We start from the raw sequence: 25,087 nt of genomic DNA, 5'->3' as shown, positions 1-25,087 counted from the left end.
AATGAAAAAAGTTTCTACAGTATTGTCATATATCTTCATTATAGTCTTAGCGATTATTACAGTCTTCCCATTCATCTATATGATTCTTGCAGGGCTAATGACTTATAGTGAAGCAACTAGTATGCCACCAACATTTTTGCCGAAGAGTTTCCAATTTAACAACTATGTACAAGTTTTCCAAAAAGCACCATTCGTTCGTTATTTCTTTAATACAGTATTTGTTTCACTTGCGGTGACGATTGCTACATTGATTACATCAGTTTTAGCATCATTTGCACTAACAAGTCTACAATTCAAAGGTAAAAAAATTGTACTCTTTGTAATGGTTGCTCTTTTGATGGTTCCTTATGAATCAATCATTTTCACAAATTACAACACAATTGCCAGAATGGGACTTCTAAACACTTATACTGCATTGATTATCCCCTTCATTACAAGTATATTCTACATTTACTACCTAAATGGATACTTAAAGGGAATTCCAGCAACCTTTTATAAGGCAGCGAAAATCGATGGAGCTAGCGACCTTGAATACATCAGACGAATTCTTATTCCTCTGACAAAACCAGCCTTAGTAACAGTCGGAATTTTGACCTTTATCTCAAGCTGGAACTCATTCTTGTGGCCATTACTTGTAACCAACGACAAAAAATATCGCCTCTTGAACAACGGTCTATCGGCCTTCACAACAGAAAGCGGTAACGACGTTCACCTACAAATGGCAGCCGCAACACTTACGGTTATACCAATTTTAATAATTTACTTCATCTTTAGAAAACAAATCATCAGAGGGGTTGCTAAAAATGGAATCAAAGGATAGAAATAAAACAATTGTAACTTTCCATAGTGGAATCATGACTATTGGGGGAACAGTGATTGAAGTTGCCTACAATGACTCACATATCTTCTTTGATTTCGGTACAGAATTCCGTCCGGAGTTGAACTTGAAAGATGAGAGCTTGGAAACACTTCTAAATAACAGATTAATACCTGCGATACCAGCGGTCTATGATAAAAGTTTTTCAACTGGTTTGGAGCTTCCGACCATCGGAGAATTTAAGCATACTGCCGTATTTCTGTCACATGTACATTTAGATCATTCTAAAATGGTTAATTATTTAGATGAAGATATCCCATTATATGCTTTTGAAAAGACAGAACAATTATTAAAATCCCTAAATAGGGCAGGGACTTTCTTGATTCCTTCACCTGGTAAAGAGCTATCATATGTTCGTCCTATTACAAAGGTTGAACAGGGTGAAATAGTTACCGTTGGTGAGATTACAGTTGAGATGATGCCAGTTGACCACGATGCATATGGAGCTACTGGATTTCTAATCAGGACACCAGATAAGTTTCTAGTTTATACTGGGGATCTTAGATTACATGGTTATGATGCACAAGATACAATTGATTTTTGTGATAAGGCTCAAGATTGCGATATGCTTATGATGGAGGGTGTTAGTGTCAGTTTCTCTGATAATCCAAGAGAACTTGATATTGAAACCTTTACTGAAGAAGATTTAGTTGAAAGTCTTGTTGAATTAGAGCTTGAAAATCCAGATCGTCAGATAACATTTAATGGTTATCCAGCAAATCTTAAACGATTCGCTAAAATAATTGAACGTTCTCCAAGAACAGTTGTGTTAGAAGCTCAAATGGCAGCATTGTTTGCTGAGATATTTAATATAGAAGTTGCTTACTATTATTCATCTAAGAATCCTGAAAAAGTGGAATTTCTTGATGAGAGTTTAGAAATACCTTATGAAAATTTACTTACTGACAAAGGAGAATATCTTTGGCAAGTAGTTGATAATTTTGAAAATCTACAAGATGGTTCACTTTATATTCATAGTGATGCTGAGCCATTAGGAGATTTTGATCCAGCTTATGCTAAATTTCTTAAAATGCTTGCACGTAAGAATATTGAATTTACTCGTTTATCATGCTCTGGTCATGCAAGACCAAGAGATTTAGATAGAATTATTGCAATGATCCACCCTAAATTATTGGTTCCAATCCATACTTTGAAGCCAGAAAATCTGGAAAATCCGTATGGCGAAAGAATATTGCCTCGAAGAGGACAAAAAATTATTTTACAAGGAGAGTAGAATGAAACTCAAAAAATTGGCAACAATCGCAATGACTGTTGTAAGTGTAGCTGCACTTGCTGCTTGTGGTAGTAAAAGTGATTCTAAGAAAGAGGATACAAAAAAAGAAGCAAATATTGTAACCGAAATCAAAGATGATACTACAATCACATTCTGGCATGCAATGAATGGTGCGCAAGAAAAAGCTTTAACTAAGATTACTGAGGATTTCCAAAAAGCTAATCCAAAGATTAAAGTTACATTGCAAAACCAACAAGATTACGGTTCATTACAAGCTAAAGTTAATTCAACTTTACAATCACCAAAAGATTTGCCAACGATTTCTCAAGCTTACCCAGGTTGGTTATATGATGCTTCTGAAAACAAACAACTTGTTGACTTAACTCCATATATGGAAGACAAAACAATCGGTTGGGGAGACCAAGAAAAGATTAAAGAATCATTATTAGATGGTGCTAAAATTAATGATGTTCAATATGGTATTCCATTTAATAAATCAACAGAGGCTTTATTCTACAACGAGACTATTCTTAAGCAATATGGAGTGAAAGTTCCAACTACAATGGAAGAACTTAAAGAAGCTTCAAAAACAATTTATGAAAAATCAGAAGGAAAAGTTGTTGGTGCTGGTTTTGATGCCCTATCTAACTACTACCTACTTGGTATGAAAAATGAAGGTGTTGATGTAACTAAAGACACTAAATTTGATAGCAAAGAGTCAAAAGATGTAGTTAACTACTATGCTGATGGAGTTAAAGATGGTTACTTCCGTACACCAGGTTCAGATAAATATATGTCAGTTCCATTTGCGAGTCAAAAAGTTGCAATGTTTGTCGGATCAATCGCTGGTGAAACATATGTAGCTAAAGACGCTAAAAGTGCTGGATTTGAATATGGAGTAGCAGTTCGTCCTGCCAAATATAACATTCAACAAGGTACTGATGTTTACATGTTCTCAAGTGCAACTGATGAGCAAAAAACAGCAGCATTCCTATTCATGAAATATCTATCAACTCCAGATGTTCAATTATACTGGGCTCAAAATACAGGATATATGCCAATTCTTGATTCTGTAATCAAAGGTAAAGAGTATCAAGCTTCTCCAAACACTAAGATTCCTTCAATCTTAGAAAAAGATACAGAAAACTTGATTTCATTCCCAGTAACACAAAACTCTAATGCAGCTCTTAACAACACTGTACGTACAATCATGGAAAACATCTTATCTAACTCAGATAAAGGTGACAGAGATAAAATGTTTACAGACGGAGCTAAACAATTAGAAGACGCATGGAATCAATAAAACCATTGAAGTTGCGACTAAAACTCGCAACTTTTTTTGTTGGGTTAGTTTTATCGACATCGAAGCGCAAGCGGAGTAGCAAGGAATAATTCGTAAGAATTATGAACGCTTGCCACTGAAACTCAGAACTTTAGTTCTGTAAGTTTTCATGGACAACGTAATGAAATGAAGTACGAAAAAAGGTTCTTCGACGCCTTGCCACTAGAACTAACGACTTTAGGCGTTTAAGTTCTATGGACAACGTAACCCAGTGGAGTAGGTGATTTTACGACTGATTAAGGAGTAAAGAGCCAAAGAAAGTCGAACCCATTGAAGTTGCGATTAAAACTCGCAACTTTTTTTGTTGCGTTAGTTTTATCGAGATCCAAGCCTAAGTGAAGTAGCAAGGAATAATTCGTAAGAATTATGAACGCTTGCCAGTGAAACTCAGAACTTTAGTTCTGTAAGTTTTCATGGACAATGGAATGAAATGAAGCACGAAAAAAGGTTCTTCGACGCCCTGCCACTAGAACTAACGACTTTAGTCGGTTAAGTTCTATGAACAACGTAACCCAGTGGAGTAGGTGATTTTATGACTGATTAAGGAGTAAAGAGCCAAAGCAAGTCGAATACATTGTCTTGCGATTAAAACTCACAGCTTTAGATTTAAAGAATTGAAGAAAAATTTACAAGCAAGAGATTAAATTCTCTTGTTTTTTCTTACATATAATATTTTGGTCTCTAATATGTACCGTTGACATACTGGATTTCCAATTAAAATCAGCATAAAAAGAAGCTCGCATATGAACTTCTTTTTACAACCAATTTTTAATTATTGCCTCAAATACATCTTTTTGCTCAATTTGAAGATTATGGCCTGCTTTGTTCAATAGAATGAAAGAAGCTTGTGGAAAGAGTGGTACTAATCCCTCATATAAGTCAACATATCCGACAGCAGTATCTTGCTTACCTGCAAATATCAGAACGGGTTTATCAAATTTCAACGCTACTAGTCTTGCATACAAATCAAAGGAAAAGCAATAATTTTTTCTAAGCATATAAATAAAATTTTTATCAAAACACTTAATTCCTGGAATGATATCACTAGCATATCTGTCGTATGTATCTTTATTTGCAATAACAGCAAAATTCGAAAAGTATTTTCTATTCTGCTCTGAAAGAGTAGCCATAAATTCCTCATCAAAATCTGTAAAGTTTTTTGATGCTTTTCGACGTTCATCATGATTTTCTACAACCATTGGACATATTTCAATTGCCTTAATCACGCGCTCTGGCATGATAGAGATAATCCCATTAACCAGATATCCACCATACGATTCTCCAGCAAGAATAAAGTTACCTTTAATATTATCTTCAATAAAAGCAAGAAGTGCTTCAAGAATTTTATCGCAAGAGGCAAAGCTTAAAGGAGCATTTGATAATCCCATACCAGGTAGATCGATGTATATCCGTTGAAATCCATCGATATCCTTAAAAATTGGTTTCATGCAGCCCACCATCAGACGCATATCACACGATAATCCATGAATCATCAGAATCGGTGTACCGTGACCATATATTTTGTAGTGCATTTCAAGTTCTTGATATCTGTAAAACATAATATTCTCCTAACATCTTTCAATTATAGTTGATTAAAATAGAAGTAAGACGAGGCGACGAATTGATGATAGAACTGGAGTTCATCGAGATAAGTCAACGAAGTATTAGTCTATTTTTAAGTGACTATATTATAACATATCATGGTATAATCAATTAAACACAGGAGGTATATATGGCGCGGGCAGAAAAAGCAATTTTGACAAATATGTGTATGATTGAAGATGGTGATTTTATCTTGGTTCAGGACAGGATGAATTCAGATTGGCCAGGACTAACATTTCCAGGAGGACATATCGAGCATGAAGAATCTTTCCATGATGCAGTAATAAGGGAAGTGTGGGAAGAAACAGGACTCACTATTCAAAATCCATACCTATGTGGATACAAGCAATTTCAGACTAATGATGATGAAAGATATGTGGTGTTTTTCTATAAAACTGATAAGTTTTCTGGTGAATTGAAATCATCAGATGAAGGAAAAGTATTTTGGATTAGAAAAGAAGAACTTGCAAATTATGAATTGGCAAATGATTTTCTTGAAATGTATAAAATATTTGTAGACGATAAACTCAGTGAATTTTATTATCGTCAAGACGGTGATGATTGGCAGATAGAGATATATTAATGACAAAGGAGTTATGATTTATGAGAAGAAATAGAAAAACATTTTTATATTTTCTTTTACTTTGTCTTGTCTCTGTAAATTTGTCAGCCTGCAAGAAAAATAATAAGGAAGAAAGTGTTAATAATTCTATGGAAATAACAGATAGCTCTTCAAAAAATAAAGATTTTAAAGTTAACAACGATGAAGAAAAAAATATTTCAAGTAGTGTTAAGGCTATCCTAGACTGTATTTATGGTGGAAATGAGAATGATGTAAATAGATATTTTACTCAATCATATTTGAAGATGAAAAATGATTTTTTAAGTTCGATTGTCAATAAAGAAAAACGCATGATTAGTATGCAGGGAGACTTTCAAACATTAAAATTAGTTTCAGGTCGTGATACATATAGTGCAGAGGATATAGTGAATGAGTACGCTAAAACATATTTAGAAAATGTATCTAAAATTCATGACTACAGTATCGATAATTTAGACCAAGATGGAGAATATGCTCTTGTTTCTATAAAAATGAGACCAATAGCAGGTGCATCTGAAATTAAGGATAGTCAAGGTGCTAGAATACAAGTTTTTGGTGATGAAGGGGATTATACCATAATTAGAGAATCAGACAATACAAGTCCTCAAGAAACAAAATCATTAATTGAATTGAAGCTGTTTTCTACTTACTATGGCCAAATGAATCAAGTTCCACCTTTTTCAGATCAAGAAAAAACAATCAATTTTAAACTTAAAAAAAATAATGATAATTATCAATTAGATCCATCTGAATATCAAAAATTGATTAAGCAAGCTAGAGATGAGACATATTCTAAAGACAAAAAGGAAAGTAGAAACTCTAATCCAGAATCAAAAGACTATGAAATTGCTAGTAAAGAACCTGATGATAAAAGTGAAAAATAATAATTTTTTAATCCTGTTTTTAATTTTTCCCATATGATTAGTACAGATGAAAAATCTCGAATTATTATAATATTTATAACCTATGATATAATTTTTTTAAGAGTTATTTTATTAAGGAATGAGATTTTTATTTATGGAAAAAAACAGAATTGAAGAAATACAGAACCTAAGTCTCGCTTTTCAGCCAATTGTCGACCTTAATTCTGAAACAAAATACTTGGAATTTGAAATATTGCTTAGAAATAAGAAAGATAATTCATTTCCAGCAGAATTATTTAATGATTTATTGATGGACGATCATGTATATAGCGAATTTTTAAAGTGGTTTAAACAGGAATTGATAATACAAATCAATAATCATCCTGATTATAGATTTTCAATTAATTTTTTCCCTGTACAGCTGAATTTTGAAAGCACATGGTCTTTCTTTGAAGATATGAGTCAATATTCTAGTAATATTATAATAGAGATTACTGAACATCCAGAGCCTTTTAGAGACCATTTTGATATAGAAGATAACCAAGCTGAATTTGTATCAAATATTGAAAAAATTGCAGCCTTTGGCTATGATATTTCACTTGATGATATCTCATGTGGTCAATATAGTTTAGAATTTGTTCTAAGAAATATCGAAAATATCAGAAATTTAAAATTTACCTTACTACCATTTAAAAATCATGAATTTGATGATATTGATATTTTCATTGCTGCTTGGTATGATCTTGCTCAGAGACATAATAAGAGGTTTATTATTGAAGGAATTGAAGATAAGGAATTAAGTCAAAGCATGTTGGAGAGAGGTCTAACCTATCAACAAGGCTATAATTGGCCAATGTTTAAAGACTTAGAACAGGTAGAATTATGTGGCAACTCTCAGTAATATTTTGCTTAATGCCAACTGTCATAACTAGTTTACTTATATCTTATGATGCGATCATTAAGAATTTTAGATTATCAAATGTGAGAATGTATCATAGATACTTTATATTGTTGGTCATTTATGCAATATATTTATACTTTACTCTTTCATTCACCACGGTATCATTAGGTTTCTATTGTTATGAGTACACACTTGCTATATTTATAAGTCATTATATTTCCAAGCAAAAAGGTAAATTACTTTTTATTGCTACACCTACACTAGTATTTGCATATTTTTTAATCAATAATGATGTAGTAATAAAGCTTGATATAAAACTGTATATAATAGGAGTTGTATTATTATTTGCTTCAACTTTCATAGAAAATTCAAAAATTCCAAACAGAGATGTAAAAATACTTCTAATCCTTACTGTCGAGACGATTATTACGATCATATGTGATTTCTTTGTTTATAATTTAGAGGATTTTAAAACTGCATTTACTGTTGAAATTCTTGTATTTCTTGGTTCTATAATAATTATTTATTTTTTTGAAAGGTTTTTCAGATTACAAGAGAGACAGATGGATGAAATCAATACAGCATTAAAGAACGGTCAAATTGATAAATTAACTGGAACATATAATTTTACTGCTTTTGAAGAATACAGTGAGTTTGTATCTAAAGATTACGCTGACTATACCGTTTCTATTCTTGATTTAGATAACTTTAAAAAGTTTAACGATCGTTATGGACACTTAGAGGGAAATAGGGTACTAGCAACTTTTTCACAAATAATGCAAGATACAATGAAAATGTTTCTCCAGGAATCCGAGTATAGAATATTTAGATTTGGTGGTGAAGAATTTGTAATTGTCTTTTTAAATAAAAGATCTCAAGAAGTTAAAAACTTTCTCATATCATTGGAGGTTGATTTAAAGACATATTACGAGGAAGAAGAGACACCAGATTATAAGGTAACTTTTTCTGCGGGAATAAAGAGAATAAGAGAAAAAACATTTAACGGTGTTAACTTAGCAGTTGAACTTGCCGATAAGACACTTTATAAAGCAAAAGAAGATGGACGAGATAGAATATACATATATGAGGAAGTATTCGAATCACTTAATAAATTTGAATTTTTAAATAAGATAAAATCTTAAGTTAATTCTTGAGATTTTTTTTCTGAAAAAATGATATACTTTTAATAAAAATATAATATAAAAATATAAAGTAAACTTATTGCTCAAATGATATTTGATTGAATAATTTCTACTATGAAGTTTCATTCATATTTATCATAAATAATAGGAGAATTTATGAATCACATTTTAGAAAAACAGTTTTTAACTGACTTTGGTATTGATATAATTGATAACAATCATATTTTTGTATGTAAAGAAAAATAACTAGGTGGAAGGTTTTTTACTCAAGATGTTGGTAATATTGTTGTTTATTCTGGGAAATTAATTTGTAGAGTTGATAATCAAAATTTAGTAAAAGATTTAAAGTTGAAGTATGAGAAGTGTCAAGCTAAGTGGTTTGGTGAAGTATCGAATTTAAAAGAGTTAGAAAAAATACTCAATAAATATGATTGTAAGATTTCAAATTATGCTTCTTTTTACACACCTAAAATCATACTTTCCAATAGAAGATGATGTTAAGTTTCTATCTAAAGATGATATTTTAAACTTTAAAGGCAATAATGACTTCAAAGAATGTTTTTGCTTTGCTGAAGAATATCCTGATTTATTAGGAGCAGCGATTCTATCAAACAATAAAGTAGTAGCCATGGCAGGTATAAATCAAAGTGGAAAATATACTCTTGAAATTGGAATAAGTGTCTTACTAGAGTATCAAGGAAAAGGATATGCAACTAAATTAGTGAAATCAATTACAGCTAAAGCACATCTTGAGTTTCCTGAAATGTTGCAATAAGATGTGGATTTGAAGAAGCTTGGGCTGAAATATTTTTTAGTAAAAATAAATAATATTTGATTTAAGAATATGAATTTATAGTTAAATATTTATCAACCATAATTATAAAGGAGTAAATAAATACATGGAAATTAGAAGTTATTCAGATACAGATGAAAAAGAATGGGTCTACACAAAGGCGTTGAGCTATCTCTTTTCTCCGTTTTTTGATGATATGGAAACTAGTAAAACAAGGTTTAATCCTGAAATATACAAAGATAGTATTGAGCTTGTAGCAGTCATTGATGGACAAATTGTGGGTATTCTAGATATTGGAATTTATAATGAGGATGCAAGTAGAAATTACATGTATTATCAAGGAGACTCCGTGGCATATTTTACCAATTTAGCAGTACATCCAGATTTTCAAAAAAAGGGCATTGCTAAAAAATTATTTGAAGTCGCCCGAAATAAATTGATTGAAAAAAATGTCGAAGCATTATCAATTTTTACAAGAAAATCTGACGCAACTCTTGAATTATATAAAAAATGGGGTGCCAAGTTGATTTGCAAGGATTATTTAGTTGTTGGAAGACCAAAAAATCAATCATCTGTGAGATTTCAATTTGATAAAGAAAATAAGAAATTAAATTTATTTAATATTCAAGGCGAGCAAAAAGCATCACTTTTAAATGAGGGACATTATCTTATCACTGATGAAGAAGAACTTGAAAATTATGATATAGATGAACTAATTGAAGAATATACTTATTTATTAATTATTTAGACTGATTAATAAATAAATAAAATTTTTTAATATTAAGGTAATTTCTCATATATTTTGATATATAATTAATCTTAGAGTATTATATAATTGAATTAAAATTTAAGGAGAAAAAACATGGGTAAGTATCAAAATTTAGTCGATGAACAACGGAAATTCTTTCTTTCTAACCAAACCAAATCTTATGACTATAGGATTGAACAACTTAATAAACTAGAAGAGGCAATAAAAAGATATAGTTCATCTATTGATGAAGCATTAATGAAGGACTTAAATAAACCTCAAGCTGAGGTTGAAATTTTTGAAACTGGATTTGCCTTAAACTATTTATCTTATGTTCGTGAAAATCTGAAAGATTGGATGACTTTAAACGTTATGGATAGTAGTAATATTTTTCCAAATTCAACTAGTACCATATATTCTGAACCATACGGTGTGATGCTTATAATTGCACCTTATAACTATCCAATAATGCTAACCATGCTTCCTTTAATTGATGCAATAATGACTGGAAACACTGCAATTGTAAAACCTTCAGAGTTAGCTCCAGAGACTTCTAAAGTTATTGATAATTTGATTTCTGAAACCTTCGAAAAAAAATATATTGCTCTTGTTGAAGGTGGACAAGAGGAAACTACTGAATTATTAAGTGAAAAATTAGATTATATTTTCTTTACGGGCAGTCCTAGAGTAGCAAAAATTATCATGAGTGAAGCAAGTAAAAATTTAACACCAATCACTTTAGAACTAGGTGGTAAAAGTCCTGCAATAGTAATTAAAGATACAAATATAAATGAAGCAGCAAAAAAAATATTATGGTCAAAACTTATTAATTCAGGACAGACATGTGTTGCGACTGACTATATTTTGATTGACGCTGAAATAAAAAAAGAGTTTATCAAAGAATTGGAAAAAGAAATAATTAATTTCTATGGAAATGATCCGATAAGTTCAAGTGATTATTGTAAGATAGTCAATAAAAAGTCTTTTGATAGACTTAAAGATCTATTAGATAATTCTAACGGCAATATTGTTTTCGGTGGTGAATTTAATGAAAAAGAATTAAAAATATCTCCAACAATAGTTGAAAATGTTGATTGGAGCGATTCGCTAATGTCACAAGAATTATTTGGTCCCATAATTCCTATTATTGACTTTAACGGCAATATGCTTGAAGAGCATGTAATTAAACCTTTGAATGTTAATGAAAAGCCATTAGCTTTATATTTATATACTAAGGATAAAGAAGTTCAAAAAAAAGTAATATCTCAAGTATCTTTTGGTGGAGGAGTAATCAATGGAGCGATTGCACACGCCTTAAATTTAGAGATGCCATTTGCAGGTGTTGGAAATTCTGGATTAGGTCAATATCATGGTAAGTTTAGTTTTGACGAGTTTACTCATAAGAAATCAGTCTTGAATTTACCAACTGATACATCTTTTGAACCTTTTTATCCTCCTTATAAATAAAAATAATCATATAAAAAGCCTTACAAAATTTGAAGTTTTGTAAGGCTTTATTAATTATTTTCTATTACCTTGTGCTTTGTGTTCGCGTTCTTCTTTTGAATTTAGATCAAATTTAGATTGTTTTTCTAAGCGTTCTTCTTTACGTTTTTTTGTTTCAACTTCGCGTGCGTCAACTGCTTCAAATTCATGTTTCTTTTCCATGATAATCACCTCATTTATTCTTTATATCTGTAATTCTATGCTTATATATTATCTTAGTCAAATATTAAAGATGTAATTTTTTAATAATCTTTATTGGGAAGAATAGAAATTTATTTTATATTTTTTTATTCTTACTCTTAAGTGTTTATAAAAGTATTAGATATTTGACAAAAACAGTGAATGAGAATAGTATATTTAAGTGAGTTTTTTACAATGAACAAATATTAACTGTTATTTTATTTTGAAAAGGAGTATCCAAAATGACTTTTGCTCTTGAGATAAGAGATTTAAAAAAGACCTATTCAACAGGTAAAGTTGCTTTAAAAGGGCTTGATTTGACTGTTGATGAGGGTGATTTTTATGCTTTATTAGGGCCAAATGGCGCTGGTAAATCAACAACTATTGGTATAGTAACATCATTAGTGAATAAGACGTCTGGAACTGTTAAGGTTTTTGGCTATGATATTGACAAGGACTTGGTTAAGGCTAAGCAACAGATTGGACTTGTTCCACAGGAATTTAACTTCAATCCGTTTGAAACTGTTCAACAGATTGTGGTCAACCAAGCTGGCTACTACGGTGTTCCTCGTAAGGAAGCAATTAAGCGTAGCGAGAAGTATTTGAAACAGTCAAACCTTTGGGATAAAAGAAATGAAAAGGCTGGTATGCTTTCTGGTGGTATGAAGAGAAGATTGATGATTGCGCGTGCTTTGATGCATGAGCCACGTTTGTTGATTCTTGATGAACCAACAGCAGGAGTTGATATCGAGCTTAGACGTGAGATGTGGGACTTCTTAAGAGAGCTGAATGCTAATGGTACAACAATCATTCTTACTACCCACTATCTGGAAGAAGCAGAGATGCTTTGTCGTAATATTGGTATAATCCAAAATGGACAACTAATTGAAAATACAAGTATGAAATCACTGCTTTCAAAACTCCAATTTGAAACATTTATTTTAGACCTAGCTATCGGTTCACCTAAGGCTGAAATTAAAGGTTATAATATATCTTTTGAAGATGACTTAACACTTGAGGTAGAGGTTGAGCGAAATCAAGGTCTAAATAATGTATTTGAGCAACTAAATCAACAAGGAGTTGAAGTAGTGTCAATGCGTAACAAATCAAATCGTTTAGAAGAACTCTTCCTTAAAATTACTGAAGAAAATGAAGAAGTGGAGGAAGAAAATGTTTAATTTATATTTTACGGCCTTAAAAAGTTTAGCAATTAAAGAAACAAATCGTTACATGCGTATTTGGGTACAAACACTCGTACCATCTGTAATCACAACATCTCTTTACTTCATCATTTTCGGTAAGATGATTGGCGGACGTATCGGCGACATGGGTGGATTCTCATATATGGAATTCATTGTGCCTGGCCTTATCATGATGTCAGCAATCACCAGCTCATATGCTAATGTATCGTCATCATTCTTCTCGCAAAAATTCCAAAAAAATATCGAAGAGTTGCTAGTTGCTCCAGTGCCAACAAATGTAATAATTTTAGGATTCATTGCAGGTGGAGTAGGACGTGGAATCATTGTTGGAACACTTGTTACAATTGTTTCACTTTTATTCGTTCCCCTACACGTCCATTCATGGTTTATCGTTGTTATCACAATCCTAATGACAACAGTTCTCTTCTCACTTGCAGGGCTATTAAACGGAGTATTCGCCAAATCATACGACGATGTTTCAATCGTGCCGACATTTGTTTTGCAACCTCTTACATACCTTGGAGGAGTCTTCTACGCCATCTCAATGCTTCCACCGTTCTGGCAAGGAGTATCAAAAATAAATCCAATCGTCTATATGATTTCAGGCTTTAGATATGGTTTCTTAGGAAAAACAGATGTTCCAGTACTTATGTCAATGTCGATATTAGTAGTGTTTATTATCGTCCTATATTCAATTGTCTGGTATTTAATCAACAAAGGTAAAGGGTTGAGAAGTTAAGAAAAATTCGGCAATATTATCTTATAATTAACAATTTAAGAAAAAAATAGTAGAATAGTGCTATTAAGCAAAGGAGTACAGACATATGGGACAAACTGGAAAATTAGTAAGAGATAATTTACAAGAAAAAATTAAATCAAGCAATCCGGAAGCTGAGTTTGATAAGTTACAAGGAGAAGATTTACAATTTGCTCTTAGAGAAAAAGTAATTGAAGAATTTTCAGAATTTATGAGTGCTGAAACACCATCTGCTAAGACAGAAGAAGCAGCTGATTTAATTGAAGTACTAGAAAGTCTATTGAAAACATATAATGTTTCAACAGAAGAACTATATGATGTAAAAGATGCAAAAAGAATACTAAAAGGTTCATTTGAAGATGGAATATATTGGAAAACTGAAAAAAATATTATTAAAAAAGTTGAAAATATCGTAGGTCAATTAAAAGAAAAAAACATTTTTGAAAGTATTGAAACATATACAAGTCGTGATGAACTTGTTGATGCATTAGGGAAAATTGACCCTGAAAATACTACAAGTTTATTTGAGAGAAACAAGGGCATTTATGTCCTGGCAGTAGTAAATGCTAAAGAATCTCGTTCACTTGTAATGACTGAGGATGATATTTATTCATTGTTGGGATATTTATCAGGTGAAATAAAAGTAGAAGAATAAATAAATTTTCAATTTAGCTCTAACATATTATGTGTTGGAGCTTTTTTGCTATTTTAAATGATTTATTAATTTGTTAGAATATACATAGTTCATTTTAAAAGGAGTAAAAATGCTATCATTAATAATTGCATCTAAAAAAGTTATCGATTCCTTTATTGTTATTTGGAAAAAGGAAGAAACAAGAGCGTTGCTCTTTATGATTTCAATAACCTTACTTAGTGGAACAATTTTTTATTCAACAGTTGAGAAATTCTCAGTAATTGATTCATTGTATTTTTCATTCATGACACTGACTACAATAGGCTATGGTAATTATGCACCAGCAACAACACTTGGTAAAATATTTACAATGGTTTATGTAATAGTAGGATTAGGGCTTATGTCAATGTTCATTACAACAGTCGCAAAATCATATATATATAATAAAAAGCATCATGGTCATCATCACCACAAAAAACATGATGAGAAAGAAAATAATTTGGGTAACGTAGAAGCAGATGATAAAATAAAATAAATGTAACTCAATAACTTATTTTTTTACAAACAACTAAGTTTAATTATGTTCTACATATCTATAAATATTAGCAATAACACATATACTATGCTAGAATTAAACAATATTTAATATTGTAGGAGGTAGAAATATGTCAACAATTATTACAGGTATTTTATCTTTCGTTGCTACAAATTTGGACGATTTATTTCTAGTTATGCTCTTGTTTTCAGTCGGAAGTTCTTTGAAGAAAAAAGACATAGTTATTGGTCAGTATATTGGATTAATAGCATTACTTTTAGTTAGTATTTTGATTGTAAATGGTTTAAAATCTTTTCCTCAAAAATATATAGGTATCTTAGGGTTAATTCCTATATTTTTAGGCGTGAGGACCATATGGGATAGCTATAAAGAGGATAAAGAGAAGAAAGAAAATAAAGGGAATAGTAAAAGCCAGAAAAGTAAAAATTCTCTTTCTAAGATGGGGAAGTTTCCCATTATATCAATTGCTTTGATTACTATTGCGAGTGGAGCAGATAATATTGGAGTATATGTTCCTATATTTAGCCAAGAGTCATCAAGTCAGATTAGTTTAAACGTAATAGTATTTATTCTTATGATAGGCATCTGGTGCTTCTTGGGTGACAAATTTGCTAATATTCCAGCCGTTAAAAATGTCTTAAACAAATATGGACATATCTTTATACCATTAACATTAATCGGACTTGGAATTTATATTATTGTAAGTAGTGGATTATTATAGAAATTCAAAAAGTCGTTCAACTTAGAATGGCTTTTTTTGATATAATACAATTATAATAAAAAATAATGGTGATAATATGAAAAAGTTAATTTTTATAGGTGGACCAATGGGCATAGGCAAGACCACAGTTTCCACAGAATTAATGAAAAAGTTAGACAAATCCGTCTTTCTAGATGGTGATTGGTGTTGGATGATGAATCCAGCAAACTATAACAAAGCTAATAAGAAAATGGTTGTAAAAAATATCCAATTTCTATTGAATTCATTCCTCGAAAATCCTGATTTTGAATATGTAATCTTTTGTTGGGTCATGGATAGGCAGGAAATTATAAACGAGGTATTATCTGAACTTAACATCTCAAAAACTCAATTCTATTCATTTTCCTTAATATCTAATGAAAATAAATTAAGAGAAAATATTCTAAAAGATGTATCCCTTGGCTTAAGAAATGAGAATTCAATTGAAGAATCAATAGCCCGTATAAAAAACTATAACCAAGTTTCATCAGAAAAAATTGATGTAACAAATAATTCAGTAAATCAAGTAGTGGAAAAATTATTAACCAAGATTATCTAATTTAAAATAAAGTAAGGAGAACTAACATGGTAAGACCCCAAAAGAAAATACGCAAGAAGATGAAGCAATTCAAGAAGGGTATAATTGGATATGCTGATGGACCAATAAATATGTATGTTATAGTACCTCCAAAGAAAATTGGGAAAAAAGAGAAAAGAAGAATGAAGTTCAAGAAATTAAGAGAATCTAGATTGAGTGAAAATCATGCTGAAAGAAATGATACAAGCATTGAATAGAAAGGTATAAGATAATTTAATGAAATTTCTTTTATTAGATATTGACGACACCATTTCACCATGGCTATATAAGAGAAATGATGCCATTTTTATTGATAGTATGGGCATAGAATTAGGAATACCCAATCACATTGCTGACTGGCTTAGAAATTCTTCAAAGAACGATATAAAGATTATCTGGTGTACAAGTCGACCACCTGTCGTTTGTAGCCTAATTGAGAGAGTAATAGGGTTTAAAACTGAAGGAAGACTATCTTTTATAAATCCAAAAGCTTATGAATGGAATAAGCTCTATGCAATAATTAAATTTTGCAATGAAAATGTTGACGATATCGTAATACTTGCTGATAATGATATCAAAGAAGGTACAAAAGGAATAAATAAATTACCTATTAATTTAAAATTGATAGATCCTTCTGATAGTATACGTGGTTGCTTATCAATAGAGGACTTAAGTATTATAGATAGTCTTTAGATAGTTATATTAGACAAACAAAAGGTTCAAAGACTGATTTAAAAAATTATCTTTTTGAAAACAAAAGGAATAAAGCAAATAAAATACAAAAAATTATTAACAAAATAGCTAAATTCATTGTATACCTCCATGGATTTTTGTAATTTATAATATATTGTTATTATAAATTATTATAAACTGATTATCAAATGATATATATAAATAGTATCTAAAGATAAATAATAGAATTAGGAAAATCATGCTTACTTTAAACGAAATTACAGAAGAAAATTTTAAAGATGTTATAAAATTAGAAGTTGAAGATAGTCAGAAACTATTCGTTGCTCCCAACGTACGTAGTTTGGCTGAGTGTTACTTATATCGAAATGATGGTGATGTATTTCCATATGCAATTTGTTTTGACGCAAAACCAGTTGGCTTCTTACTAGTTTATACAGAAGACGAAGAAAAATCAATGACCATCTGGAGAATTATGATTGACAAAAATCAACAAAAGAAAGGTTATGGAAAGCAAGCAATGATGCTAGCAGAAGACTTGGTCCGAAGTTATGGAAAATATGAAAAACTCTATACAAGTTATTGCCTAGACAATATAAATGCCAAAAGATTATATCTTAATTTAGGGTATATTGAAGACCGTATAAATGAAAACTGTGATAATGAAATGATTGTTGTTAAAGAGTTAGATGATTAGAGTCATAGTAAACTTAAATTATCTAAAGAATCTATAATCGGAGTGAAATAAAAATTAATATATTAAATAAGTTTTATTATTTATATAAAGTAAGGGACAGGTATGAAGAAAGAAATATTAATAGAATTTATAAAAGATTTGCTATCATATTATGATAAAGGATATTTAGGTGGATTTATTATGCCTGAGGATAATAATCCAAAATTACAAAAGAATGATACAAATAATACATTGTATTTTACATTGCCTATGGCTTTAAATTATCAAAGAAATTCTTTTAAACTTTGGGAGGCTGCTAACAAAACATATCACGACCCTGAAACAAATGATGTATTTTTACCAGAAAAAGTAATATCAATGTCTCTTGATGACTTAAGATATAAGCTAACTAAGTATAAGGTAGCGTTACAGTCTAATAAACAGATAGATATTTGGAAAAGACTATGTGAAACTATACAAGAAGAATTTGATGGTAAAATAGAAAATATGTTTAGTGATAATGAGTATAATATCTTACTTATAAAGGAACATATTAATCAAAATAAAAAAAAGTACCCATATTTATCAGGTCCAAAGATAATGAATTACTGGCTCTTTGTTTTATCTAAATATACAGATTTAAAATTTAAAAAATTGGAAAATATTTCTATTATACCTGATACACATATAATACAATCTAGTATAAAATTAGGAATTATTGAAGACTCTGAGATAAATAAAAATAATATTAGACAGATAGTAGCTGAAAGGTGGGAAGAATTATTGTATGATACACCGTATATTCCATCTGATCTTCATACACCACTATGGTTATGGAGTAGAGCAAATTTTATTGATATAAAAAATAAGGAAGGAATTACATACGAATTTTGATTAGACAAAATTTTGACATTTAAAAATACCTGAAGCTAAAAGTTCAGGTGTTTCTAAGTATTATTTTTTCTTTTATTGCTACTCTATTCATTAAAGCTAAAAAGTAAGCGAGTATTGGCATAAATTCGTATCATTTTTTTTGGTTACTCCTAGAGTTCATTAGCAACTATATCTGACTTGCAACTTAGTTCAAGATTTTGTTTCTTGTGTTTGCTTGAGACGGGTAGTTGAGAATTTGCTAACAAAAGCTCAGTTATATTGAGCTTTACTTAATTTTTTAGTCTTCTAAATCATGTTGATAACGTTCTTTTTGAATTGTTTTTTCTTTTAGATTAAGTGTTACGATGTAAGGTTCTTTGTCTATATAATCCCATCTTTGAATTTTTAAAGGTTCAAGCTCAATTACACGATTTGATTTCATATGTGAGTAGTTATCAAAAGAACTTTTATGTTTGTTCTTGAATAAATCTATAAAAATTTTCTCTTTCAAGGGGTGATCTTTTATGGTTGCAATACATTGAATTGAAATATTATCCACTGAAAGTGCGACATGAGGATTCTTTTTTATTTGTTGGTACTTTAAAAGTTTGGTACTTGTTTGAAATGCAATCTTTCCATCGTACAATACAACACTAACGGGACGAATGCTAATATCATCCTTGTATGAAGTAGCAATAACAGCTATTCCTTTTTTGGAAATCCTAAAAAAAGTCTTTTCAAGTTCCTCAGAATAATTCATAAATATAATCTCCCCTTTTTTTATAATCATACAAGAACGTATGGTCTTTTTCAAGAAGATTATTAAGAAAACATTTAAATGGAAATAAAAAAAGCAGTAGTACCTGAAATAAGTAAACTACTGTTTTTTATATATAAAATTTTATTCCCACTCAACTGTTGCTGGTGGTTTACTTGTAATATCGTAGACTATGCGGTTAACGTGGTCAACTTCATTTACGATACGTACTGAGATTTTTTGTAGTACATCCCAAGGAATTTGTGCAAAGTCTGCAGTCATTCCATCGATAGAAGTGATAGCACGGATTGCTACTGTATAATCGTATGTACGGCCATCTCCCATAACACCAACTGATTTAACACCTGTGTTAACTGTGAAATATTGCCAGATATCACGATCAAGACCTGCTTTTACGATTTCTTCACGTAAGATAGCATCTGATTCGCGTACGATTTCAAGTTTATCTTCAGTGATTGCTCCCATAACACGGATAGCAAGACCTGGTCCTGGGAATGGTTGGCGCCAAACGATTTCTTCTGGCATACCAAGTTGGATTCCTAGTTCGCGCACTTCATCTTTAAATAAAGTATTAAGTGGTTCGATTAATTGGAATTGCATATCTTCAGGAAGTCCACCTACGTTATGGTGACTCTTGATTGTTTGTGCAGTTTCAGTTCCTGATTCGATAACGTCAGTGTAAAGAGTACCTTGTGCAAGGAAGTCAACACCTTTAAGCTTAGTAGCTTCATCATCAAATACATAAACAAATTCATTACCAATGATTTTACGTTTTTTCTCTGGATCATCAACACCGTCAAGTTTGCTCATGAAACGTTCTTTAGCATCAACTTTAATAATGTTAAGTCCGAATTTGCCACCAAGTGTTTCCATAACTTGCTCAGCTTCACCTTTACGAAGTAAACCGTGGTCTACAAAGATTGAAGTAAGTTGGTCACCGATAGCACGTTGAAGAAGTACACCAACAACTGATGAATCAACACCACCTGAAAGTCCAAGTAATACTTTTTTATCTCCAACTTGTTCACGAATTTTAGCAACTTCCATATCAATGAAGTTATCCATTGACCAGTCACCACGCGCGTGACATACTTCTAATGCGAAATGCTTAAGAAGGTCGTTACCGTAAATTGAGTTAGTAACTTCTGGGTGGAATTGAACTCCGTAGAAGTTAGTATCAAGATTTTGGATAGCAGCGATAGGGCAATCATCACTAGTTCCCACAACTTCAAAACCTTCAGGAGCTTGTGTAACCAAGTCACCATGGCTCATCCATACTTGTTGTTCAGTAGGAGTTCCAGCGAAAAGAACGGCATCATCAGTGTGAGTAAGAATAGCCTTACCATATTCACTGTTATCTGCAGATTCAACTTTACCACCAAGAAGGTGAGTAATTAGTTGCATACCATAACAAATTCCAAGAACTGGAATTCCAAGTTTAAATATTTCTTCATCAATTCCGAAAGCACCATCATCGTATACAGAGTTTGGTCCACCAGAAAGAATGATTCCGATTGGATTAATTTCACGAATTTCATCAGCTGATACTTTATGACTCATTAGTTCAGAGAAAACTCCAAATTCACGAATACGTCTAGTAATCAATTGATTGTACTGGCTACCGTAGTCTAGTACGATAATCTTTTGCATGCTTTGAGCGTCGTCAAAGGTTGTAGTCAAGGTTATTCCTCCTAAATATCTATTAACTCTTTCTATATTAACATAAATGCCCAAAATTTTCAGTAGCAATAAACGGAAATATTGGTACATTTTTGCTATTATAGAGTTAATAAAATATGATAAATTTCACAAAGAATATAATAAGGAAAAAAATTTAATGAAGAAGTTCTTAATTACTATATTAATAGTGCTTTTAGCCGTTGGATCAGCTTTTATTTTTTATAACCGAAAAGGTAACCCAAATCATTATGAAAAGGATACAACCCCTACTTTTTACTTTCATGGATGGAGTGGTACAGCTAGTTCAACTAACAATATGATTGTCTACGCTGAGAAGCATTCGGGTGCCAAGAAAGTTTTCAAGGCAACTGTAGACCCAAGTGGAAATGTTAAACTTGATGGTTCTTGGGATGAAGATATTGACAAACCAATCATACAAGTTGTACTTGAAGATAATAAAAATGGAGATTTCGAGACTTTAGGAGCATGGTACGCAAATGTAATACAAGAAGTAAATAAAGTACATCATTTCGAAGAATACAACACAGTCAGTCACTCAATGTCCAATTCGATCCTTCAATATATGCTTTTAGATAATACAGGGGAATCTAATTTTCCTAAAATGAAAAAAGAAGTATTTATTGCTGCCCCTATAAATGGGGTTATAGGTATGAATGACGAACCAAATCAGAATAAATTAGATGAAAATGGTAAACCTGAAATAATTACTCCTAATTATCAATATTTCATGGATAATGTCAATAGATTCCCTAAGAACCAAATTGAAATTTTAAACATCTATGGAAATCTTGAAGATGGAAGCAACTCTGATGGAAGTGTAACTGCTGAGGCGGCAAAATCCCTTAAATACTTAGCAGATCAATATGCTCTTTCATATAAGGAAGAGGAGTTTAAAGGTGGTATGGCGCAGCATAGCTTACTTCATCATAATTCAAAGGTAGATAAAGCTATAAATAGCTTTTTGTGGCAAAATAGTGAGAACGGAGCACAATAATGAGAAAATTTTTTACAAGTATAATTAGCTTAATCGCTATCTTTCTTTTGGTAGCTTGTACAGGCAAAAAGGAAACTTCAACTAAGATTAACGAGGAAGATGTGATACCTACTTTTTATTTTCACGGCTGGAGTGGTACTGCAAATTCAACAAACAGTATGATTGATTACGCCGAAAAAAATTCCGGCGCAAAGAAGGTGATTACTGCTAAAGTTGATCCTGATGGTAAGGTAAAACTATCAGGAAAATGGAAAGATGGAGTAGAAAAGCCAATAATTCAAGTAGTAATAGAGGATAATCGCAATGCTGATTTTTCATTGGTGGCAAAATGGTATAGCTCTGTTATTGAAGCAGTAAGAAAAGAACATGATTTTGCTAAATTTAATTCAGTGGCACATTCAATGGGAAATAATGTACTTTCTTATTATTTGATTGAAGATGCGAATGAATCAAGTCCTACTTTAGTAAAAGAAGTTGGAATCGCGGCACCATTAAATGGAAGCAAGGGATATGACTATGATAATGAAGGTAGAGGAGTGACAGCTGATGGAAAGCCTGCCTTCAAAGAAAATGAATCATATCAATATATGTTTGAAAACAGAGAAAAAATGGTCAATCCTGAACTTCAAATTTTGAATATATATGGTGATTTAGATGATGGAAGTAAGTCAGATGGTAGTGTTGATATAGATTCTTCCCAGTCCTTTAAATACCTTGTAAGCGGAAATGTTAAATCTTATCAAGAAAAAGAATTTAAGGGCGAGAATGCTCAACATAGTAAGTTACATGAAAACAAAGATGTAGATAAAATTGTCACAGAATTTTTATGGTAAAAAAATAAGCCTCTAGAAAATCTAGAAGCTTTTTATTTTCCGATTAATAGCACATTGGGGTAACTTATATCAAAATCTTTAAAGGAATATGATTTCTCTTTCATATCTTTACCACTTATTTCAAGAATTGAGTTCGACATCAAGAAGTAGTAAAGCCCATCTTTTTGAGTAAAGAAAGGTGCTGAAAGTTCTTCGTCGGCTAATCTATATTTACCAAGTTCAATTTGTTGTTGACTACCATCTTTTAATGAATATACAGTCCATACATCTTCGTGAACATAAAGTTCATAATGTTGGATTATCAAATTATCATTTACCTCATCAACATATATTTGCATAGGATATGGATAATGTAGCTCAATCGTATTTTCTTCCTTAGTTTCTATATCATAAACTATAATTTTATTTGATCCCTCATATTGTCCATTAGAAGAATTTTTTTCCTTAAGATTTTCTGATATATATAATTTGCCTTTTGAATAGGCCATATTTGTATATGATGCAGCTTTATCAAAAGAAGAAGGATGTATTTCTTCAATAAAGTCTAGATTGTTTGAATACTTAAATATTCTACGGTCATCAAGGATATATAAACAATCGTTTGAAGCAACCAATTGATATGAATAAAGATTATTTTTATAATCACTACTTTTAATTTCCTTTAGATTATCATCAAGTTTTACAATTTTGTTATGAGTAGTATAGTAAAAATATTTATTATCACTTGTGTATGTATTAATACTGAAATCTTTTGGCTTAGTAATATTTACTGCAAGTGAATTTTCAATTTTTGCAAGTTCAGTTCCTTCCTTTGCTCTATCAGAAGTTTTTGTGTAATAAGAGTCTTTTATTTTAAGGAATGGATTTTTTTGTAAGGTATAATTTTTACTAAAAGGTTTAGTTTCTTTAACTTTTTCTAATTTATCACCAGAAATTTTGAATGAAATGCGCTTATCATAAGCAATAATTCCAAAGTCATATTCAGTATTTTTCAGTCCCTTATCCCTGCTCTTTGGTAATATTAATATAAGAATACTGAGAAAAATAATTATGATCAGAAAAGGTGGGAAATATTTTTTTATAATTTTCATAGTTGGTTCTCCTGTTTTGTTTATTAAAATTTATTAGTTTTCAAGCAGAAGAGCGTAGGGTGATTTTATGTCAAAATCTTTAAATGAATAAGAATGTTCTTTCATGTCTTTACCATCCACTTCAACAATTGAATCCGTCATTAAGAAGTAGTAGAGCCCATCTTTTTGAGTAAAGAAAGGTTCTGAAAGTTCTTCTTTAGGTAATCTATATTTGACAAGCTTAATTTGATGCTCTTTACCATCTTTCAATGAGTATACAGTCCATATGTCTTCGGGAACATAGTATTCTAAATTTTGAATGATCAGATTTTCATTAATTTCATCAATATAGATTTGATTAGGATACGGATACTTTAATTCAATTGATGACTGCTCAGCTGTCTTTAAGTTATAAACCAAAATTTTATTTCCGGGATTTGGTTTTCCTGAAGAATCTCTTTCATTATAGGTTTCTGTAATATATATATTGTCTTTATAGAAAACCATATCCATGTAAGTTGAGTTTTCATCTAATTTTTCAAGTTTAATTTCATCTATTTTCTTAAGACTCTCATCGAAAACGATTAACTCATAATATATTAATTCATTTTTCTCAAAAAAAGGTGCCAGTCCATACAATTTTCCATCAATAATTTTCATTGAATTTAAATTTGACGAGTTTTTAACCTTATTTATTATTTTAAAGTTTTCATCATACTGATAGATGTAATCTTTTATCGCTAGATAAAAATATTTATCACTTGTTGTCATTGATGAAACATCAAAGTTTTCTGGTTTTTCAAGCTTTACAGATAGGTCTTGACCTATCTTTGCTAAGTATGTATCAGTTCTCAAGCCATCAAATGTTCTTGTAAATGAGAAATTATCTAACTTTGAGAACGATTCATTCAAAAAATGATACTTTTTATCGGAAGGCTTGATTTCTTCAACCTTTTCAAGTTTTCCATTTTCTAGATTAAAAGAAATTCTTTTATTTTCAGCAAAAATAGCAAAATTATACTTTGAATCTTTAAATCCTGATACTTCCATTTTAGGCTTACTATTAGTAAAATAAGAAAAAGTTTTAAAATAAACCGGTAGTATTAGTATTGTAAAAAAAGACGACAATAGTAGTAGATAAAAAATTAATTTTTTTCTGCTTGTCATAGTTGCTTCTCCTGTTTTTGTTAATTATATTATATGTTAAAAATTAGGTTA

General features: G+C 30.8%; 28 protein-coding genes. 22 read left to right on the top strand and 6 right to left on the bottom strand.

The features are described from left to right. Position 1: 1 nt before the first annotated feature. From BG261_RS07490 to BG261_RS07480, 3 genes are read left to right on the top strand one after another with little or no spacing between them, the layout of a single operon-like run. Complete coding sequence (locus BG261_RS07490) at positions 2-820, top strand: carbohydrate ABC transporter permease (RefSeq protein WP_070792734.1); 819 nt, start codon at positions 2-4, stop codon at positions 818-820. After that, positions 804-2,111 (top strand): MBL fold metallo-hydrolase, encoded by a 1,308-nt coding sequence (locus BG261_RS07485; protein WP_070792733.1) that lies wholly within the window; start codon positions 804-806, stop codon positions 2,109-2,111. Before BG261_RS07490 ends, BG261_RS07485 begins: the two co-directional genes overlap by 17 nt. Position 2,112: 1 nt before the next feature. Further along, positions 2,113-3,414, top strand: a complete 1,302-nt coding sequence (locus BG261_RS07480; protein ID WP_070792732.1) for an extracellular solute-binding protein — start codon at positions 2,113-2,115, stop codon at positions 3,412-3,414. A 794-nt stretch (positions 3,415-4,208) separates the two neighbouring features. Here BG261_RS07480 and BG261_RS07475 read toward each other — a convergent pair. Beyond that, positions 4,209-5,012, bottom strand: coding sequence for an alpha/beta fold hydrolase (locus tag BG261_RS07475; protein ID WP_070792731.1), 804 nt, complete (start codon positions 5,010-5,012; stop codon positions 4,209-4,211). 173 nt (positions 5,013-5,185) lie between these two features. On the opposite strand from BG261_RS07475, the gene BG261_RS07470 reads away from it, so the two are divergent. The 7 genes from BG261_RS07470 to BG261_RS07440 all read left to right on the top strand — a co-directional run bounded on the left by BG261_RS07470 (position 5,186) and on the right by BG261_RS07440 (position 11,570). Then, the gene (locus BG261_RS07470) at positions 5,186-5,638 is read left to right on the top strand and encodes an 8-oxo-dGTP diphosphatase (RefSeq protein ID WP_070792730.1); all 453 of its coding nucleotides are present in this window, start codon (positions 5,186-5,188) and stop codon (positions 5,636-5,638) included. A 20-nt stretch (positions 5,639-5,658) separates the two neighbouring features. Next, the gene (locus BG261_RS07465; protein WP_070792729.1) at positions 5,659-6,540 is read left to right on the top strand and encodes a hypothetical protein; all 882 of its coding nucleotides are present in this window, start codon (positions 5,659-5,661) and stop codon (positions 6,538-6,540) included. A 133-nt stretch (positions 6,541-6,673) separates the two neighbouring features. Beyond that, on the top strand, positions 6,674-7,420 hold the full coding sequence (locus BG261_RS07460) for an EAL domain-containing protein (RefSeq protein ID WP_070792728.1): 747 nt from the start codon (positions 6,674-6,676) through the stop codon (positions 7,418-7,420). A gap of 563 nt (positions 7,421-7,983) precedes the next feature. Then, positions 7,984-8,562: a GGDEF domain-containing protein gene (locus BG261_RS11505; RefSeq protein WP_158007190.1), complete on the top strand. Its 579-nt coding sequence runs from the start codon at positions 7,984-7,986 to the stop codon at positions 8,560-8,562. A 427-nt stretch (positions 8,563-8,989) separates the two neighbouring features. After that, entirely contained in the window at positions 8,990-9,337 is a 348-nt protein-coding gene (locus BG261_RS07450; protein ID WP_070792726.1) for a GNAT family N-acetyltransferase, read from the top strand. A gap of 124 nt (positions 9,338-9,461) precedes the next feature. Continuing rightward, positions 9,462-10,103 carry a GNAT family N-acetyltransferase gene (locus BG261_RS07445; protein WP_070792725.1) on the top strand — a complete coding sequence of 214 codons (642 nt, stop codon included), beginning with the start codon at positions 9,462-9,464 and terminating at the stop codon, positions 10,101-10,103. A 114-nt stretch (positions 10,104-10,217) separates the two neighbouring features. Then, on the top strand, positions 10,218-11,570 hold the full coding sequence (locus BG261_RS07440) for an aldehyde dehydrogenase family protein (protein ID WP_070792724.1): 1,353 nt from the start codon (positions 10,218-10,220) through the stop codon (positions 11,568-11,570). A gap of 54 nt (positions 11,571-11,624) precedes the next feature. On the opposite strand, the gene BG261_RS11500 is transcribed toward BG261_RS07440, so the two are convergent. Next, entirely contained in the window at positions 11,625-11,771 is a 147-nt protein-coding gene (locus tag BG261_RS11500; RefSeq protein ID WP_158007189.1) for a hypothetical protein, read from the bottom strand. 260 nt (positions 11,772-12,031) lie between these two features. Here BG261_RS11500 and BG261_RS07435 point away from each other — a divergent pair, with 260 nt between their 5' ends. From BG261_RS07435 to BG261_RS07390, 10 genes are all read left to right on the top strand, one after another. Next, positions 12,032-12,967: an ABC transporter ATP-binding protein gene (locus BG261_RS07435; protein WP_070792723.1), complete on the top strand. Its 936-nt coding sequence runs from the start codon at positions 12,032-12,034 to the stop codon at positions 12,965-12,967. Continuing rightward, on the top strand, positions 12,960-13,730 hold the full coding sequence (locus BG261_RS07430; protein ID WP_070792722.1) for an ABC transporter permease: 771 nt from the start codon (positions 12,960-12,962) through the stop codon (positions 13,728-13,730). Before BG261_RS07435 ends, BG261_RS07430 begins: the two co-directional genes overlap by 8 nt. 85 nt (positions 13,731-13,815) lie before the next feature. After that, a complete protein-coding gene (locus tag BG261_RS07425; protein ID WP_070792721.1) occupies positions 13,816-14,403 on the top strand; it encodes a nucleoside triphosphate pyrophosphohydrolase in 588 nt (195 codons plus the stop codon). Between the two features lie 109 nt (positions 14,404-14,512). Further along, positions 14,513-14,917, top strand: a complete 405-nt coding sequence (locus BG261_RS07420; RefSeq protein WP_070792720.1) for a potassium channel family protein — start codon at positions 14,513-14,515, stop codon at positions 14,915-14,917. 130 nt (positions 14,918-15,047) lie between these two features. Next, positions 15,048-15,659 carry a cadmium resistance transporter gene (locus tag BG261_RS07415; protein WP_070792719.1) on the top strand — a complete coding sequence of 204 codons (612 nt, stop codon included), beginning with the start codon at positions 15,048-15,050 and terminating at the stop codon, positions 15,657-15,659. 76 nt (positions 15,660-15,735) lie between these two features. Further along, complete coding sequence (locus BG261_RS07410) at positions 15,736-16,236, top strand: AAA family ATPase (protein ID WP_070792718.1); 501 nt, start codon at positions 15,736-15,738, stop codon at positions 16,234-16,236. A gap of 26 nt (positions 16,237-16,262) precedes the next feature. Next, a complete protein-coding gene (locus tag BG261_RS07405) occupies positions 16,263-16,472 on the top strand; it encodes a hypothetical protein (protein WP_070792717.1) in 210 nt (69 codons plus the stop codon). 19 nt (positions 16,473-16,491) lie between these two features. After that, on the top strand, positions 16,492-16,947 hold the full coding sequence (locus BG261_RS07400) for a hypothetical protein (RefSeq protein WP_070792716.1): 456 nt from the start codon (positions 16,492-16,494) through the stop codon (positions 16,945-16,947). 238 nt (positions 16,948-17,185) lie between these two features. Then, positions 17,186-17,641: a GNAT family N-acetyltransferase gene (locus BG261_RS07395; RefSeq protein WP_070792715.1), complete on the top strand. Its 456-nt coding sequence runs from the start codon at positions 17,186-17,188 to the stop codon at positions 17,639-17,641. Between the two features lie 102 nt (positions 17,642-17,743). Further along, positions 17,744-18,514, top strand: a complete 771-nt coding sequence (locus tag BG261_RS07390; protein WP_070792714.1) for a hypothetical protein — start codon at positions 17,744-17,746, stop codon at positions 18,512-18,514. Between the two features lie 277 nt (positions 18,515-18,791). On the opposite strand, the gene BG261_RS07385 is transcribed toward BG261_RS07390, so the two are convergent. Then, entirely contained in the window at positions 18,792-19,253 is a 462-nt protein-coding gene (locus BG261_RS07385; RefSeq protein WP_070792713.1) for a pyridoxamine 5'-phosphate oxidase family protein, read from the bottom strand. A gap of 141 nt (positions 19,254-19,394) precedes the next feature. Further along, on the bottom strand, positions 19,395-20,921 hold the full coding sequence (guaA, locus tag BG261_RS07380; RefSeq protein WP_070792825.1) for a glutamine-hydrolyzing GMP synthase: 1,527 nt from the start codon (positions 20,919-20,921) through the stop codon (positions 19,395-19,397). 187 nt (positions 20,922-21,108) lie between these two features. Between guaA and BG261_RS07375 the strand changes: the two genes are divergently transcribed. Both BG261_RS07375 and BG261_RS07370 read left to right on the top strand, forming a co-directional pair. Continuing rightward, complete coding sequence (locus tag BG261_RS07375; protein ID WP_070792712.1) at positions 21,109-21,966, top strand: alpha/beta hydrolase; 858 nt, start codon at positions 21,109-21,111, stop codon at positions 21,964-21,966. Further along, positions 21,966-22,799: an alpha/beta hydrolase gene (locus tag BG261_RS07370; RefSeq protein ID WP_070792711.1), complete on the top strand. Its 834-nt coding sequence runs from the start codon at positions 21,966-21,968 to the stop codon at positions 22,797-22,799. Before BG261_RS07375 ends, BG261_RS07370 begins: the two co-directional genes overlap by 1 nt. Positions 22,800-22,831: 32 nt before the next feature. Here BG261_RS07370 and BG261_RS07365 read toward each other — a convergent pair whose 3' ends face one another. Both BG261_RS07365 and BG261_RS07360 read right to left on the bottom strand, forming a co-directional pair. Continuing rightward, positions 22,832-23,890: a hypothetical protein gene (locus BG261_RS07365; RefSeq protein ID WP_070792710.1), complete on the bottom strand. Its 1,059-nt coding sequence runs from the start codon at positions 23,888-23,890 to the stop codon at positions 22,832-22,834. 33 nt (positions 23,891-23,923) lie between these two features. Continuing rightward, positions 23,924-25,036 carry a hypothetical protein gene (locus tag BG261_RS07360; RefSeq protein ID WP_070792709.1) on the bottom strand — a complete coding sequence of 371 codons (1,113 nt, stop codon included), beginning with the start codon at positions 25,034-25,036 and terminating at the stop codon, positions 23,924-23,926. Positions 25,037-25,087: the final 51 nt, after the last annotated feature.

It is taken from the genome of Floricoccus tropicus, from assembly GCF_001832905.1.
Classification (GTDB): domain Bacteria; phylum Bacillota; class Bacilli; order Lactobacillales; family Streptococcaceae; genus Floricoccus; species Floricoccus tropicus.
This window is presented reverse-complemented; position numbering and strand designations above follow the sequence as displayed.

Bases quoted from the DNA above. Each gene is read 5' to 3' on its own strand.
- BG261_RS07490 (WP_070792734.1), top strand. From the start codon at position 2: ATGAAAAAAGTTTCTACAGTATTGTCATATATCTTCATTATAGTCTTA.
- BG261_RS07485 (WP_070792733.1), top strand. From the start codon at position 804: ATGGAATCAAAGGATAGAAATAAAACAATTGTAACTTTCCATAGTGGA.
- BG261_RS07480 (WP_070792732.1), top strand. From the start codon at position 2,113: ATGAAACTCAAAAAATTGGCAACAATCGCAATGACTGTTGTAAGTGTA.
- BG261_RS07475 (WP_070792731.1), bottom strand. From the start codon at position 5,012: ATGTTTTACAGATATCAAGAACTTGAAATGCACTACAAAATATATGGT.
- BG261_RS07470 (WP_070792730.1), top strand. From the start codon at position 5,186: ATGGCGCGGGCAGAAAAAGCAATTTTGACAAATATGTGTATGATTGAA.
- BG261_RS07465 (WP_070792729.1), top strand. From the start codon at position 5,659: ATGAGAAGAAATAGAAAAACATTTTTATATTTTCTTTTACTTTGTCTT.
- BG261_RS07460 (WP_070792728.1), top strand. From the start codon at position 6,674: ATGGAAAAAAACAGAATTGAAGAAATACAGAACCTAAGTCTCGCTTTT.
- BG261_RS11505 (WP_158007190.1), top strand. From the start codon at position 7,984: ATGGATGAAATCAATACAGCATTAAAGAACGGTCAAATTGATAAATTA.
- BG261_RS07450 (WP_070792726.1), top strand. From the start codon at position 8,990: ATGATTGTAAGATTTCAAATTATGCTTCTTTTTACACACCTAAAATCA.
- BG261_RS07445 (WP_070792725.1), top strand. From the start codon at position 9,462: ATGGAAATTAGAAGTTATTCAGATACAGATGAAAAAGAATGGGTCTAC.
- BG261_RS07440 (WP_070792724.1), top strand. From the start codon at position 10,218: ATGGGTAAGTATCAAAATTTAGTCGATGAACAACGGAAATTCTTTCTT.
- BG261_RS11500 (WP_158007189.1), bottom strand. From the start codon at position 11,771: ATGGAAAAGAAACATGAATTTGAAGCAGTTGACGCACGCGAAGTTGAA.
- BG261_RS07435 (WP_070792723.1), top strand. From the start codon at position 12,032: ATGACTTTTGCTCTTGAGATAAGAGATTTAAAAAAGACCTATTCAACA.
- BG261_RS07430 (WP_070792722.1), top strand. From the start codon at position 12,960: ATGTTTAATTTATATTTTACGGCCTTAAAAAGTTTAGCAATTAAAGAA.
- BG261_RS07425 (WP_070792721.1), top strand. From the start codon at position 13,816: ATGGGACAAACTGGAAAATTAGTAAGAGATAATTTACAAGAAAAAATT.
- BG261_RS07420 (WP_070792720.1), top strand. From the start codon at position 14,513: ATGCTATCATTAATAATTGCATCTAAAAAAGTTATCGATTCCTTTATT.
- BG261_RS07415 (WP_070792719.1), top strand. From the start codon at position 15,048: ATGTCAACAATTATTACAGGTATTTTATCTTTCGTTGCTACAAATTTG.
- BG261_RS07410 (WP_070792718.1), top strand. From the start codon at position 15,736: ATGAAAAAGTTAATTTTTATAGGTGGACCAATGGGCATAGGCAAGACC.
- BG261_RS07405 (WP_070792717.1), top strand. From the start codon at position 16,263: ATGGTAAGACCCCAAAAGAAAATACGCAAGAAGATGAAGCAATTCAAG.
- BG261_RS07400 (WP_070792716.1), top strand. From the start codon at position 16,492: ATGAAATTTCTTTTATTAGATATTGACGACACCATTTCACCATGGCTA.
- BG261_RS07395 (WP_070792715.1), top strand. From the start codon at position 17,186: ATGCTTACTTTAAACGAAATTACAGAAGAAAATTTTAAAGATGTTATA.
- BG261_RS07390 (WP_070792714.1), top strand. From the start codon at position 17,744: ATGAAGAAAGAAATATTAATAGAATTTATAAAAGATTTGCTATCATAT.
- BG261_RS07385 (WP_070792713.1), bottom strand. From the start codon at position 19,253: ATGAATTATTCTGAGGAACTTGAAAAGACTTTTTTTAGGATTTCCAAA.
- guaA (WP_070792825.1), bottom strand. From the start codon at position 20,921: ATGCAAAAGATTATCGTACTAGACTACGGTAGCCAGTACAATCAATTG.
- BG261_RS07375 (WP_070792712.1), top strand. From the start codon at position 21,109: ATGAAGAAGTTCTTAATTACTATATTAATAGTGCTTTTAGCCGTTGGA.
- BG261_RS07370 (WP_070792711.1), top strand. From the start codon at position 21,966: ATGAGAAAATTTTTTACAAGTATAATTAGCTTAATCGCTATCTTTCTT.
- BG261_RS07365 (WP_070792710.1), bottom strand. From the start codon at position 23,890: ATGAAAATTATAAAAAAATATTTCCCACCTTTTCTGATCATAATTATT.
- BG261_RS07360 (WP_070792709.1), bottom strand. From the start codon at position 25,036: ATGACAAGCAGAAAAAAATTAATTTTTTATCTACTACTATTGTCGTCT.